Below are 14,966 nucleotides of genomic sequence, written 5' to 3'. Positions count from 1 at the left end.
CGCGATGACCGATCACATGCAAACGCCGGGATTGCCGGAAGAGAAGCCGATGCAAGGGTGTCCGTTTGGGCATGGTAGTGGGGTTGCTCCTTCGGTTGCGGCTACGGCCACTGCTGCCGCCGATTCCGGTGATGGCTGGCATGACGCACAGCTGGATTTCTCGGAGTCGATGAGTTACGGCGATTATCTTTCGTTGGGGACGGTGCTGGATGCGCAGCATCCGTTATCGCCGGATCACAACGAGATGCTGTTCATCATCCAGCATCAGACGAGTGAGCTGTGGATGAAGCTCGCGCTATATGAGTTGCGCGCGGCCTTGAAGGCGGTGCATCGCGATGAGTTGCCGCCGGCGTTCAAGATGCTCGCGCGCGTGTCGCGGATCATGGAGCAACTCGTGCAGGCATGGAGCGTTCTCGCGACGATGACGCCGTCTGAGTACACAGCGATGCGACCGTATCTGGGCAGCTCTTCCGGGTTTCAGTCTTATCAGTATCGGCAGATCGAATTTCTGCTCGGCAATAAGAATGAGCAGATGCTGAAGCCGCACGCGCACCGGGCGGATGTTCTTGCCGAGGTGACGGCTTCGCTGCAAGCACCTTCGTTTTACGATGAAGTGGTTCGACTGCTCGCGCGGCGTGGGTTTGCGATTTCACCTTCCAGATTGGAGCGGGATTGGACGCAGCCTACTGCGCATGATGCTTCCGTTGAGGCTGCGTGGTTAGAGGTATATCGCAATCCGTCGCAGCATTGGGAGTTGTACGAGATGGCGGAGGAACTTGTCGATCTCGAAGACGCGTTTCGGCAGTGGCGATTCAGGCATGTGACGACGGTCGAGCGGATTATTGGCTTCAAGCAAGGCACGGGTGGGACGAGTGGCGCGCCTTATCTGCGGAAGATGCTGGATGTCGTTTTGTTTCCTGAACTTTGGCATGTGAGGACGATGCTTTAAGGCGTCTTTACGTCGTGGTCAATGCGCGATGCATTGGCCGCGCTCATGCAGTACATGGCGAACCGTAGGTATGTTGGGTTTAATGTAAAGATTGGTCATAACTCGCGTGTTTAGCCTGTGTGGTTGATCGTCTTAAAAAACGGTTGGGTTAGATTTCTATGTGCCGTTGGAAGACGGCCGGGTGTGAGAGCCTGAACGGTAGTTCGCATAACCTACATTCGTAGGTCGTGTACTTGCTTCTGCACGTCTATTCAATGGGCGGGTCGTAGTGAGGGGGTCGAAAGACCCGCCGGTTTGAACTACCGCCGGTCTCTCAAACTCGCTATGTGCCCGCTCACCCTATCTGTTAGAGAGTGTCGGGCGTTTCAGAAACACATCGGAAATCGCACCATGACCAAAACCACCAAAAAGACTCAAACGGCATCACGACCGCCCGTTGATGCGCTCCAGTACGAAAAACTTGCGCTGTCGGCTTTTGGCGCGTGCGACCGACAAATCCAACAGCTTCGAACACTGATTGATCTCGCGGCAAGCATCACCCGATGCCCCGCGACGACGGTTGAGGAACGACACCGTGAGCGCAACCTGCTGGAACACCTGCTCCATACGGTCGAGCAATACCAGCAGGAAGTTGAATGCGACCGTGACCTGTACCAGGTGATCGCGCTCGACGCGAAGGGGGTTCCGCACAGTCGCATCACGGCCAAGCTCGCGACGAAACTTCTCTCTGATGCTGCGGAGGCGGGACGAGAGGCAGGGGAAGCTGCGGCGGAAGCAGAAGCTGCGCCGGATAAAGCTGTGACGCGTAAGCAGGAGCGTGTGAGGAATGCCGCATGCGCACGGACAGATGTAAAGCCGGCGACTGTGAAGCACTAACGTGCATTCGTCTGGACTGGACCTGATAGATGGTCGGGCGGCGGTGTACGCCAACGCCGCTGGGGCGAAGTCCCTATCCCCTTACAGCTGATAGGCGTGGTCGACACTCCAACGCGATTTTTTACGTTCGCGCGCCGCTGCTCTCCATCATTTCCTACGGGTTGGCAACGAAGGTGGGGATTTTTGACTTCCCCGCTTTCGCCTCCGTCGACCTACCTATCAACCCCATCATGCGCCCGCTCTCATTTGAGAAGCGGTGGGACTCCGCAATCAACCTCAGGACGCAAGACACTCCAAAGTCCTCGATATGCAAGTTAACGAAAGCCAACTACTCACACGAAGGGCTAAGTGGACTAGAGGGATCCTCATCCTGATATTCTGCGCCGGATTTATCGTTTCCGGAGAACTGAAGCGCCACCTGGAAATTGCAAACGACTACCAAAAATTCACAGATCCATCGGAAGCGGAACTGATCCATTCGCCGGTGAGTGTCGTCTATTCACTAGTGACCGACGGATTCGTAGTGTTAGAGTTTCCGGACGGGCACCAGGCATGGGGAAGATTCGTTGATGTACCGACCAGGAGGCCGAGGAAAAATCCCGGCCCAGTCAGCTCTGGGGCATTTAACAACCGCGTTTCTCTGACGTTCGGATGTCCCCGCATGCACGCCGACCTTCTCGAGGAAAATCCAAAGTTATACTGGATTTACGCAGTCGACTGTGACGGAAAAGCAGTATTACGTTATTCCGACACAATTCATTATTTGCAAGGAAGACTAAACGATCTAGGAGTGAACCTTGCGAACTATGGGCCGATCACTCGGCTCGTGATGAAGTTGTTCTAGCTCCAACGTCCGTTCGGTGTGCGGGTCGAGGGAAAAGTGGCTCTGCTCGCACATCACCAAACCCACCAACCCGCAGATATACCCTGTTCCGGATAACCTACTAGATACTTAAAAGGAACAGTGCTTGTCAGTGTAGCGCCGGAGCACGCGATGCCTCGGCAGCGAATCACAGATTACATAGGTCAATTTGGAGTAGACGCATGATTAAAGATAAGGCAATGGCCCTGGAAGTGTGCAACCGCTTGTTGGGGATAAATGAATCGCTTAACGAAGCGATTGTCTTTGTTCAAGCGCATTGCTCCACCGAAGATCTTGAAATTTTCAAACGGGCAATGGGAGAAATCATGTACATGATGTTCGAACAAGCACTCATCCCTATTTACAAGCAACACCCTGACCTCGTTCCGGAGGGTCAGCGTGTAAGCGGAATCACAGACTAAGCCACCCGCCACTCTCCCGGCTTCAGTGCGAAAGAACTCATTGGCGTCGGGCCGGAGAATCTATTTTCCAATCTCGCGGACGCGAAGCAGATTTTATTCTGGGAAATTGCGTGAAAACAGCAATGCTCGTTCTCGCACTATTCGTCAGCGGTGCTATCGTTGGCGGTTTGACTGGACTGTACATCGCGCTGCCACATTCGACAGTCGAATGCGGCGACGAGTGCGGCGCACACGCTTTGGCATTCGCCCTTCGCTGTGCATTGGCCAGTGCTTTCTTGCTTGCGCTCACCGGCGGAATTATCGCCAAAGCGCGCCGTTCGAGCCGTTAGAGTGCAAGCCTGCGCCCCTCGCACGCTATCCATCACCTCGCCGTATACCCCCCATCAATCGGCAAACAAACCCCACTAATCATCGAAGCCGCGTCACTCAACAAAAACATAATCGGCGCGGCGACCTCCGCAGACTCCGCGAAGCGCCGTAACGGAATCGCCATCAAAGCCGGATCGCGTTTTGCAGGATCACTCCAAGCCTGCACCGCCATCGGCGTCAACGTCACTGTCGGATTCACGCTGTTCACCCGAATACCGTACGGCCCCAACTCGATACACAAAGCCCGCGTAACCGCATCGAGCGCCGCCTTCGAAGCCGAATAACTCAAATGATCATCCAGCGCCACGAGCGCAGCCTGACTGGAAACATTCACGATACTGCCAGCGCGTTTAGCATCGATCATCCCGCGCGCCACATGCTTGGCAACCAGCACCGCTCCGCGCGCATTCACCCCCATCACGCGATCGAAACTCGCACCGGTCGTATCCACCGCACGCTCCAACAAAGCAATCCCTGCACAATTCACGAGCCCATCGAACGCTTCGAGCGAACCCAACGCTTCATCAATAGCGGCTTCATCGCTCACATCGAGCATCAGCGGTTCGCAGCCCGTTTCCTCAGCCAGCCGCGCGAGCTCGTTCACATTCCGCGCCGCCGCGACCACACTCGCACCAGACGCGCACAACGCTTCCACCGTCGCCCGTCCGATGCCACTCGACGCCCCCGTCACAAGAATCGAGCGACCAGAAAAATCAAAAGTAGCATTCATGATGTCTGCAACCGATGCATGACCGGCTTCAACGCCGGATACAAATCCGTATAAACACCGAACCGCTGTTCGTACAACGCCATTCGTTGCGCGTTCGGCTCCGCGCGTTCAATCAGCGTGACCCATCCGTTCTGCGCCTCTTCACGCGATACCAGACCGACGCCGACACCGGCCAGCAACGCCGCGCCCATTGCCGCCTCCACGTCCTGCTCGATCGTATAGACCGGATAGCCGGTAATGTCGGTAATGATCTGCATCCATAGATCCGAATGCGCGGCGCCGCCCACCACGATCAACTTGTCATCGAGCGACTGCGCGCCTTTACGCCCCGCTTCGATGTTATGTTTCAATGCGAAGGACACGCCCTCCAACACCGCACGATACAAATGCGCACGCGTGTGAAACAGGCTCAAGCCAACAAACGCCCCACTCGCTTTCGCATCCCACACAGGGCTTCGTTCGCCCATCAGATACGGCAAGAACATCACCCCGTCAGCGCCTGCCGGAATCCGGGACGCGCTCTCTTCAAGCAGGCGATGCGGATCCCCATTTGGCATCGCGCGCGCGGCCTCGGTCTCCGCATGACAGAACTGCTCGCGATACCACGTCACGGAAGCACCCGCTGTAATCGCCCCGCCAAATACATAAATATCGTGCTGACCATTGAACACATGCGGCATGCTGATCAGCCCATGTCGCGCATCGACGGTCTGGTTGATATATCCCCAGCACATACTCGTACCGATCATGGCAACGTGTTGTCCCGCGCGCGTCACACCCGCGGCAAACGTCGCCACCGCTGCATCCACGCCGCCCGCGACGATCGCCGTGCCCGCCTCCAGCCCTAACTGTTCGGTCCATTGCGACAACAACCCACCCACCACTTCCGACGATTCCACCAGCCGCTCCGGCATCATCGTCGCAGGAATGCCGAGCATGTCGAGTGCTTCATCCGACCAGTCGCGTCGACCCATATCGTAGATACCGCCGATATTGCCCGCCGAACTGTGATCGACGGCGACCTCGCCGGTCAGGCTATAAATCACATAGGCGTTCGGCGGCAGGAAGTAACGCGTATGCGCCCACACCTCCGGCTCATGATCACGCAGCCACAACATCTTCGTGTACCCGTAGTAGCTGTCCACGCTATTGCCCGTGATCGCATACAACCGTTCAAGGTCGATGTTGGCGCGCACCCACTCGACCTGATCGGTCGCACGCCGGTCCATCCAGATCAGACAGGGATAAAGCGGCCGCATATCGCTATCGACAGGAATCCCCGATCCGCCATACAGGCTGCTCACACACACGGCCTTGATCGACTTCGCGGCGACGCCCGCCTCCTTCGCCTTGCGCACGCACGCCGCGATGCATTCCACCACCGCTTTCAACCACACCGCCGGCCATTGCTCGGCCCATAGCGGCTTGGGTGTATCCGGCTGATAGCTCGACGCATGCTGCGCGACGATCGCGCCGTGCTGATCGACCAGCAGCGCCTTGGTGCTCTGCGTGCCGATATCGACGCCGATGACGTAGTCCATACAGTCTCCGTTTATGTGCCGCTCGTCCTTGCCCCGCGCCGCGCCAGGCGCTCAGGCACGCGGCTTCATCAACACCTTGATCGAATCGAGCGAGTTGGCAACCTTGATCGCTTCGTCCCATTCTTCCAGCGAAAAACCATGCGTGACAATACCCTTCGACGTCACGAGTCCGCGGGCCAGCAAATCGATCGCAATCGGATAACAGTATGGACCCAGATGCGCGCCGCGCACATCGAGTTCCTTGCGGTCGCCGATCACGGACCAGTCCAGTGTCGTATCCGCACCGAACACGGAGAACTCGACGAAGCGTCCCAGCTTGCGAATCATCTCCATGCCCTGATTGACGCCGATCGGCGCACCGGTCGTTTCGATGTAGACGTCACAGCCATAGCCGTCGGTCAGCGAATGGATGATCGCCAGCGCGTCGTCCTGCTTCGGGTTGATCGTCACGTCCGCACCGTATTCGCGTGCAAGCGCCAGACGCTCTTCAACCAGATCGATCACCACGAGCTTCTTCGGCGTCTTCAGATGCGCGACTTGCGTCATCATCAAGCCAAGCGGACCGGCACCGGCAATCACCACCACGTCATCGAGTTGCAGATCGCCGCGATTCACGGTGTGGATCGCACATGCGAGCGGTTCGATAATCGCGGCATCTTCGAGCGAGATGCCGTCGGGAATCTTGTGGACGATTGCCGTCGGCGGAATGCGCATGTACTCGGCCATGCCGCCGTCCGCAACTTCGCGCTGAAAGCCGAAGATGTTGTGCACTTCACACATCCAGTACTGGCCGGATTTGCAATAGCGGCACTTGCCGCACGGCACGATCTGTTCGGCAATCACGCGATCGCCAATCGTCACGCCGAAGTGATCGGCCGCGCCTTCGCCGATTTCTTCGACGAAACCGAAGAACTCGTGGCCCGGAATCACCGGCGCTTTGACCCACGGGCTCGGGCCGCCCCAGAACATCTTCGCGCCCGAATGACATTTGCAGTCGCTCGCGCAGATGCCGCACGCGGCAATGCGGATCACCAGTTCATGCGCGCGAGCCTTGGGCCTCGACACCTGTTCGACGCGATAGTCTTTCGGTGCGTGGCAGACGATCGCCGTCATGTTTTGCTTATCGGATTGCGTGGATTGAGTCATTGCATGGTCCTGCTAAAAGAGGTCGTTTAAGAGTTACTTTCTGCGGTCGCGACTGATGTAGATAGCCAATAAAATAATTCCGCCCTTGATCACGTTCTGCACATAGGGATTCACGCCGACCATGTTCAGACCGTTGTTCAACACGCCCAGTAGCAACGCGCCGATCAGCGTGCCGATGATCGAACCACGCCCGCCGGAAATCGAAGTGCCGCCCATCACCACGGCGGCGATGGCATCGAGTTCGAAGCCGATGCCCGCGTTCGGCTGGCCGCTCATCAAGCGCGCGGTCAACACGATGGCGGCGAAAGCGGAGGTCAAACCGGCAATTGAATAAACAATCAGTTTCACGCGCGCCACACGCACGCCAGACAGACGCGTCGCCTGTTCGTTGCCGCCAATCGCGTATACGTAGCGGCCGAACGGCATGCGTTCGAGCAACACCCATGCGATCGCGTAGATCACCACCATGATCACGACCGGCGCCTGGATACCGAGGATCTTGCCGCTGCCGAAGAAGCTGACCCAGTCGGGCAGGCCGTCGATCGGATAACCCCCTGTGTAGATCAGTGCGAGACCGCGGGCGATACCCATCGTCGCAAGCGTGACGATGATCGGCGGCATGCCGGCGAATGCGACGAAGAAACCGTTGGCCGCACCAAAGCCCAAACCGACCGCAATGCCGACCGCCAAAGCAGCGACGGCATTCATCCCGGCCACCATCAAGCCCGCGGCGAGCGTGCCCGCCAAAGCCATCACGGAGCCAACGGAGAGATCGATACCACCAGTCAGAATCACGCACGTCATCCCAACAGCAATGATTGCGTTAATCGACACCTGGCGCAGCACGTTCTCGATATTCGCGCCGGAGAGGAAGCTGTCGCTCGCGAACACCATCACGATGCACACCACCAGCAAGCCGATGAACGGATAGAACAGCGTCGAGCGTTTCAACGCGGCCCACGTAAAGCGCACGGGTGCGCCCGGGGTGTCACTGCTGACGGTCGACGGTTTCGGCGATGAAGAAGGATTAGGCGTGTTCATGAGTGGCTCCACGGGTGCCGGCTGTTGCATAAGTCATCACGGCGTTCGAGTCGATCTCTTCGCCTTCGAGCATCGCTTCGATCCGGCCCTGCCGGAACACGGCGACGCGGTCACACATGCCGACAATCTCCGGCAGTTCAGACGAGATCATGATGATCGAATAGCCGCGCGCGGTGAGTTCGCGCATCAGCAGATAGATTTCGGCTTTGGCGCCGACGTCGATGCCGCGCGTCGGTTCGTCGAAGATGAGGATATGGGTGTGATGATTCAGCCAGCGGGCGATCACCACTTTTTGCTGATTGCCGCCGGAGAGTGTCGCGACTTCGGTGTGCATCGTCGGCGCTTTGACACCGACGCGCTTCATGATGTCAGCGGTGGCGCGCGTTTCACTGCCCTGGTCGATGAAGAAACGCAGCGAGCGGTATTTGCCGAGGTTGTTGATCGAGATGTTCTGCTTGATCGAGAAATCGGTGATCAGACCTTCGGTCTTGCGGCTCTCCGGCAAGATGCCGACGCCGGCGCGCAGCGCATCGGCGGGATCGGAGAGTTTGGCGGCCGTGCCGTTGATGCGGATTTCTTTCACATACGCCGGGTCCGCGCCGATCACCGCCAGCGCGGTTTCCGTGCGACCCGACCCGACCAGTCCTGCGAAGCCGAGAATCTCGCCCTCACGCAGCGTAAAGCTCAGCATGGGACTGTCTTTCTGCAACTGCAGCTTCTCGACGTCGAGCACGATCTTCGCATCGGTGCAGAGCGGCGGCTTCGGCGGAAAACTGTTTTCGATGCGGCGCCCCACCATCATTTCCACAAGACGGCTCACATTGGATTGCGCGACCTCGGTCATGCCGACGTACTGACCGTCGCGCAGCACCGTAATGCGATCGCACACCTCGAAGATTTCTTCAAGGTGATGCGAGATGAAGATCATCGCGACGCCTTGCGTCTTCAGGTCACGCATGATCGCAAACAGATGCTCGGCTTCGGCCGGCGTCAGCGTGGCGGTCGGCTCATCCAGAATCAGGATGCGCGCTTCCAGAGACAACGCCTTGCCAATTTCCACGAACTGCTGCTGCGCGACCGACAGCTCCCGGATCGGCACCGTCAAGTCGATTGCCACACCCAGCCGATGAAAGATCGCGGCGGCCGCGCGCCGCATCTTTCCGCGTTCGAGCAAACCCAAACCGTTCTTCAGCTCACGGCCAAGAAACATGTTCTCCACCGCGTTCAGATACGGAATCAGGCTGAACTCCTGAAACACGATACCGACGCCCGCCGCAACCGCATCGTGGTAATTCGTGAAGTGGCGCGTTTCGCCCGCGATCGTGATCGTGCCTTCGTCAGGCTGATAGATGCCAGACAGGATCTTCATCAACGTCGATTTGCCCGCGCCGTTTTCGCCGAGCAAGGCGTGAATCTCGCCGCGCGCAATTTCCAGGTGAATGCCTTGCAACGCCTTCACGCCGGGAAAGCTTTTGGTGATGTTGTCGAGCTTGAGTATCGTGTCCATCGGGTCCTCCTCTGCTGCTCGTCGCCATGTTCATCCAGGAATCACGGCGACGAACATTCGGCTTACCAGCTGAAGCCCTTGGCATTGCTCTTGTCGATCATCTTCACGTCGACCGGAATGGCTTTCGGTACATTGGCGCCCCACTTCTTCGCAAGCGCGATGCCGAGCGCGATCCGCACCTGGTCGGCCGGAAATTGCGCGGACGTTTCGATGAACTTGGAATTCGGTTTCTGGATCGCGGCGATCGCTTCCGGCGCACCGTCGACGCTGGTCAGCTTGATGTCCTTGCCCGACGATTCAATCGCCGAAAGCGCGCCCATCGAACCGCCGTCGTTCACGCTGAACACGCCCTTCAGATTCGGATGCGCCTGAATCATGTTCTCGGTGACGGACAGCGCGGTCGCGCGTTCCTGCTTACCGTTTTGCGTATCCACGAGTTTGATGCCCGGCACTTTCGCCAGCGCCGCCTTGCAGCCGCGCACCCGTTCGAGAATCGGCACCACTGGAATGCCGTCGAGAATCGCCACTTCGCCGCTGCCGCCAATCGATTTCGCCAGATAATCGCAAGCCATCTCGCCCGCGTCGAAATTCTTGGAACCGACGAAGGAATCGACCGGGCCGTTCGCGTTCGCATCGACGGCGACCACCACCACGCCCGCTTTCTTGGCCGACGTCACGGCCGATTGAATGCCGGTCGAATCGGTCGGATTCACGAGCAGGATGTCGATCTTCTTTTGCAACATGTCTTCGACATCGCTCACCTGCTTGCTGACGTCGTGATGCGCGTCCGTAACGACGACCGTCGCGCCAATCGACGCGGCCGCGTCGTTCAGCGCTTTTTGCATCGTCACGAAGTACGGGTTGTTCAACTCCTGAAACGTCATGCCGATCTTCAGCGGTGCGGCCTGTGCGGCCGGCGCGGCGATGAACGACAGGCCGAATGCCAGCGTCGCCAACGCAGCTGTGCTGCGCGCGAAGGTCTTCAACGATGTCTGCCTGGAAGTGGATTGCGTCATGGTTGTCTCCGTTATTAAAACTGTTCGTTGAGGTGATAGATGAGCACGTCCCTCACGCTGTCCCGGGGCAGCGCGATAGGTGTTGAAACTCGGGTGAAGTGAAACGCTTCGGCTTAAAGCCTGGTGGAGGACTACGTCGGTGGATAGGCAGCCGCGGCGCTGCGTGGCAAACCTGGCGCAAGCACGATCGCGGGCGCATTGTCGATGCCCGCGCCGCGCGCGGCGGCTTCTTCAGAGGCGTCGCGGCTCGCGTCGTTCAATTGCTGGTAGTGGCGGAATTTCGAAGGCGCCATGCCTTTCACCGCGAGGAACTGCCGGTTGAAATTCGACAGGTTGTTGAAGCCAGCCTTGAAGCAGATATCGGTCACGCTCAGGTCTTCGTCGGTGAGCAGTTGGCATGCGAGATTGATGCGCATGCGGTTCACGTACTGCACGAACGGCAACCCTGTATGACGGCGAAAGTAACGCGAGAACGCACTCACGCTTTGCCCGGCAAGTTGCGCGAGATCCGATTCGCGCAGATCGTTGGACAGGTTCTTGCCGATATACGAGAGCGCGTGATTGATACGGGTCGACGCGAAACCGGTCGGATCGGCCTGATACGCGGGACTCGCGAGCATCTCGCGGTCCTCGGCGTTCATCAGGATCTCGAGCATCGACATGAACAGCACGAGGCGGCGCAGTCCGCGCGCAGCCAGTAATTCGAGGAACAGCGGCTGAATCGCGGCGCTCGTTTGCGCGCCAAACGACACGCCGCGGCGCGAGTCAGCGAGCAGGGCCTCGACCTGGCGCCACTCCGGAAAACTGCCCATGCAACTCGACACGAACTCCTGACCGAACTGAACGACGAGATTGCGCTGCGCGATCGTCTCGCCGTCCGGCACGTCGCTGACCCAGTTGTGCGGCAGGTTCGGTCCCATCAACACCAGGTTGCCGGGCGCAAAGCTGCTGATATGGTCGCCGACGAACATCTTGCCGGTCGTCGCCACGATCAGATGGATTTCGTATTCCGGGTGAAAGTGCCAGCGCACCGTGCGATACGGATAGCCGTGCGACCACACTTTGAAGGATTCGTCGCGCCGTACGGCGACGACTTCCAGATCGGGTTGCATTCGCGTCTTCCTCCATGAAGCGGCGTGTTGCGAGTGCCGCTGAACTTCGTCTTGTATAGCGAAAAGTAGCCCTCTACAGCCTGATCCACCACTAAAAATCAAACCGCAGACCGATACTTTTTTGCATTCGGGTTAGTCCTGGCGCGGGGAAAGTCAAATTTGATGCAATGCAATACGCACGGCGAGACACGTCCCATAACGCGCACGCGCCCTGCGAGTCGCGCCCAAAGCCCCGCCGCGCCGCGCTGCGCCACGAAAAGCCGTCGGCGTCGCCTTGACATTCGTTTCGCCGGGTACGATCATTCGCTCACAGACAGAGCAAATGCTCCACCTCAAGAAAAAACGCAGGCTCCGAGCCGTGCGATCAAGGACATTCAGGAGACGCACATGAACAGCGGGCAAGTCAGCGGCACGGCCGCACACGTGATCCTGCACATCGGCGCGGGATCGTTTCATCGCGCGCATCAGGCGTGGTATCTCCATCGGTTGAACGAGGCGAAGGTGGCGGGCGAGCCGCACTGGTCGCTAACGGTCGGCAATATCCGCAGCGATATGAACGCAGTGCTCGAGGCGCTCGCCGCGCAAGACGGCGTCTATACGCTCGAAACCGTCACGCCACAGGGCGAGCGCGCGTACGAGACGATTCGTTCGATCGAGCGCGTGGTGCCATGGACCGAGAGTCTCGATGCGTTGATCGAAGCAGGCGCCGATCCGGCCTGCAAGATCATTGCGTTCACCGTCACCGAAGGCGGTTATTACCTCGACGAACAGGACGAACTCGACACGGCCAATGCCGATCTCGCGGCTGACCTGAACGGCGGCCACACGACGATTTACGGCGCGCTCGCCGCCATTCTCGACGCCCGCATGAAACGCGGCGCCGGTCCGGTGACGCTGCAGACCTGCGATAACCTGCGCAGCAACGGCGAGCGTTTTCATGCGGGTATGAGCGAGTTTCTCGAACGGCGCGGCGCAAACGACCTGGCGCAATGGTTCGACGACAACACCGCGTGTCCGAGTTCGATGGTCGATCGCATTACGCCGCGTCCAACGGCCGACGTGCGTGAACGCGTCAAAGCCGCCACCGGTGTCGACGATGCCTGTCCGGTGATGGGCGAAGCCTTTATCCAATGGGTCATCGAAGACCGTTTCATCGCCGGACGCCCCGCGTGGGAAAAGGTCGGCGCGGAACTGGTCGACTCGGTGCTGCCGTATGAAGAAGCGAAGATCCGCATTCTCAACGCGACGCATAGCTGCATTGCGTGGGCGGGCACGCTGGTCGGACTGAACTACATCCACGAAGGGACGCTTGACCCGGACATCAACAAGTTCGCCTTCGACTACGTGACCGAAGATGTGATTCCGTGCCTCACGCCGAGCCCGCTCGATCTCGAACGCTATCGCGACGTCGTGCTCGAACGCTTCGGCAATCCCTACATCCAGGACACCAATCAGCGCGTCGCGGCCGATGGTTTTTCGAAGCTGCCCGGCTTTATCGCGCCGACGCTCTCGGAATGCTTCGAACGTGGCGTCACGCCTGCGGCCACGGCGATGCTGCCGGCGCTGTTCTTCCGCTTTCTGGAGCGCTGGAACGCCGGCGCACTGCCGTATGCGTATCAGGATGGCGTGATGGATGAAAACGTTGCGCGCGGCTTCTTTGCCGCCCCCGATCCGTTGCAGGCGTTCGCTGCTGACCGGCTGCTATGGGGCAGCATGGCGCAGACGCCGGAGTTGGAATCGGCATTGGCGGGCGCGTTGGCGCGTGTCGACGTGTGGCTGGCCAAACGCGGCGCAGCGTGATTCGTGCGCCGGTGCCAGGCTTAATGCGCATGGCACCGCTTGGCGCTTGCGGCTAAAGTAACGCATCCCTAACGACGAAGGTTTCGCGCCCATGTATCTCGGCATCGACCTCGGCACGTCCGAAGTGAAAGTCCTGCTGCTCGCCTCCGATGGACGCGTGATCGGCACCGCTGGCTCACCCTTTACCGTCTCGCGCCCGCATCAGCGCTGGGCCGAACAGAATCCCGAAGACTGGTGGGCCGGCACGCGCACGGCGCTGGCCGCGTTGCGCGCCAAACATCCCGACGAGTTCGCGCAGATTCACGGCATCGGCCTCTCGGGGCAAATGCACGGGGCCGTCTTGCTGGATGCGCAGAATCGCGTGTTACGGCCCGCGATCCTATGGAACGACATGCGCAGCGACAAGGAATGCGCGGAGTTGACCGAGCGCGCGCCGGAGCTGCACACCGTGGCCGGCAATCTCGCGATGCCCGGTTTCACCGCGCCGAAGCTGCTCTGGGTTGCGCGCCACGAACCCGAAATCTTCGCGCAAACCGCCTGCGTGCTGCTGCCGAAGGACTACCTGCGTCTGCAACTGACCGGCGGCAAGGTATCCGATCCATCGGATGCAGCCGGCACGTTGTGGCTCGACGTCGCCAAACGCGACTGGTCCGATTCGCTGCTCGCCGCTTGCAACATGACGCGCGCGCAGATGCCTGGCCTCTGCGAAGGCAGCGAGCCGTCCGGCACCCTGCTGCCCGAAGTGGCGCGCGAGTTCGGTTTGAGCGACGGCGTCATCGTCGCTGCCGGCGGCGGCGACAATGCCACGAGCGCGATCGGCATCGGCGCGACGCAACCGGGCGACGGCTTCGTTTCGCTCGGCACATCCGGTGTGCTGTGCGTGGTCGGCGATAGTTTCCGGCCGAATCCCGCCTCCGCGGTGCATGCGTTCTGTCACGCGATTCCGGATCGCTGGCATCAAATGAGCGTGGTGCTGTCGGCGGCAAGCTGTTTGCGTTGGGTCTGCAAGCTGACCTCCACCGACGAGCCAACCCTGCTCGCCGAAATCGAGGCGCTCCCCGCAGAAGCGCTGACGACTGCCCCGCTCTTTCTGCCTTATCTGTCAGGTGAACGCACGCCGCACAACGATCCGTATGCGCAGGGCGTGTTCTTCGGCATGAATCACGCGACCGATCGCGCGTTGCTCGGCTATGCGGTACTCGAAGGCGTGACGCTCGCGCTCACGGACGGCCTCGACGCATTGCGCGCGGCCGGCACCGAAGCGAAAGCGCTGTCCCTGCTCGGTGGCGGCGCGCGCAGCGACTACTGGGCACAACTGCTCGCCGATGCGCTCGACACCGCCACGCGCAAGCATGGCGGCGGCGAAACCGGCGCGGCGCTCGGTGCGGCACGCCTCGGTTGGCTGGCGGCCGGCGGCGATCCCGCCAAGGTGCTGACCAAGCCGCCGATCGAAAAGGAGTTCACGCCGAACCCGCGACGGCATGCCGAACTGCGCAACCGGCTCGAAGCGTATCGCGCGCTCTACCGCCATGTGCGGCCGCTGTTCGACCCCGCGCGGCAACCGCTCGCCTAACCGGCAAAGCACAGCCGGTTCC

At 59.7% G+C, this 14,966-nt stretch carries 12 protein-coding genes; 5 read left to right on the top strand and 7 right to left on the bottom strand.

The genetic code is table 11. The features are described from left to right. Window positions 1-4: 4 nt before the first annotated feature. From kynA to PQQ95_RS12635, 3 genes are all read left to right on the top strand, one after another. Window positions 5-949 carry a tryptophan 2,3-dioxygenase gene (gene kynA, locus PQQ95_RS12645; RefSeq protein ID WP_408437710.1) on the top strand — a complete coding sequence of 315 codons (945 nt, stop codon included), beginning with the start codon at window positions 5-7 and terminating at the stop codon, window positions 947-949. A 390-nt stretch (window positions 950-1,339) separates the two neighbouring features. Beyond that, on the top strand, window positions 1,340-1,825 hold the full coding sequence (locus tag PQQ95_RS12640; RefSeq protein WP_408437709.1) for a hypothetical protein: 486 nt from the start codon (window positions 1,340-1,342) through the stop codon (window positions 1,823-1,825). 1,044 nt (window positions 1,826-2,869) lie between these two features. Next, window positions 2,870-3,109, top strand: coding sequence for a hypothetical protein (locus PQQ95_RS12635; protein ID WP_408437708.1), 240 nt, complete (start codon window positions 2,870-2,872; stop codon window positions 3,107-3,109). 361 nt (window positions 3,110-3,470) lie between these two features. Here PQQ95_RS12635 and PQQ95_RS12630 read toward each other — a convergent pair whose 3' ends face one another. The 7 genes from PQQ95_RS12630 to PQQ95_RS12600 all read right to left on the bottom strand — a co-directional run bounded on the left by PQQ95_RS12630 (window position 3,471) and on the right by PQQ95_RS12600 (window position 11,571). Further along, window positions 3,471-4,208: an SDR family oxidoreductase gene (locus tag PQQ95_RS12630; protein WP_408437707.1), complete on the bottom strand. Its 738-nt coding sequence runs from the start codon at window positions 4,206-4,208 to the stop codon at window positions 3,471-3,473. Then, window positions 4,205-5,749, bottom strand: coding sequence for an FGGY-family carbohydrate kinase (locus PQQ95_RS12625; protein ID WP_408437706.1), 1,545 nt, complete (start codon window positions 5,747-5,749; stop codon window positions 4,205-4,207). The genes PQQ95_RS12630 and PQQ95_RS12625 overlap by 4 nt, the downstream gene beginning before the upstream one ends. A gap of 51 nt (window positions 5,750-5,800) precedes the next feature. Next, on the bottom strand, window positions 5,801-6,895 hold the full coding sequence (locus PQQ95_RS12620) for an alcohol dehydrogenase catalytic domain-containing protein (RefSeq protein WP_408437705.1): 1,095 nt from the start codon (window positions 6,893-6,895) through the stop codon (window positions 5,801-5,803). A gap of 33 nt (window positions 6,896-6,928) precedes the next feature. Continuing rightward, on the bottom strand, window positions 6,929-7,936 hold the full coding sequence (locus tag PQQ95_RS12615; RefSeq protein WP_408437704.1) for an ABC transporter permease: 1,008 nt from the start codon (window positions 7,934-7,936) through the stop codon (window positions 6,929-6,931). Continuing rightward, complete coding sequence (locus PQQ95_RS12610; RefSeq protein ID WP_408437703.1) at window positions 7,923-9,443, bottom strand: sugar ABC transporter ATP-binding protein; 1,521 nt, start codon at window positions 9,441-9,443, stop codon at window positions 7,923-7,925. Before PQQ95_RS12610 ends, PQQ95_RS12615 begins: the two co-directional genes overlap by 14 nt. Window positions 9,444-9,505: 62 nt before the next feature. Continuing rightward, window positions 9,506-10,459, bottom strand: a complete 954-nt coding sequence (locus tag PQQ95_RS12605; RefSeq protein ID WP_408437702.1) for an ABC transporter substrate-binding protein — start codon at window positions 10,457-10,459, stop codon at window positions 9,506-9,508. A 131-nt stretch (window positions 10,460-10,590) separates the two neighbouring features. After that, window positions 10,591-11,571: an AraC family transcriptional regulator gene (locus PQQ95_RS12600; RefSeq protein WP_408437701.1), complete on the bottom strand. Its 981-nt coding sequence runs from the start codon at window positions 11,569-11,571 to the stop codon at window positions 10,591-10,593. Between the two features lie 387 nt (window positions 11,572-11,958). Between PQQ95_RS12600 and dalD the strand changes: the two genes are divergently transcribed. Together dalD and xylB are read left to right on the top strand one after the other, a co-directional pair. After that, entirely contained in the window at window positions 11,959-13,371 is a 1,413-nt protein-coding gene (gene dalD / locus PQQ95_RS12595; protein WP_408437700.1) for a D-arabinitol 4-dehydrogenase, read from the top strand. A gap of 91 nt (window positions 13,372-13,462) precedes the next feature. Beyond that, a complete protein-coding gene (gene xylB, locus PQQ95_RS12590; RefSeq protein WP_408437699.1) occupies window positions 13,463-14,944 on the top strand; it encodes a xylulokinase in 1,482 nt (493 codons plus the stop codon). Window positions 14,945-14,966: the final 22 nt, after the last annotated feature.

Origin of the sequence: Paraburkholderia caffeinilytica (assembly GCF_046030355.1) — a bacterium.
GTDB classification, from domain to species: domain Bacteria; phylum Pseudomonadota; class Gammaproteobacteria; order Burkholderiales; family Burkholderiaceae; genus Paraburkholderia; species Paraburkholderia caffeinilytica_B.
This window is presented reverse-complemented; position numbering and strand designations above follow the sequence as displayed.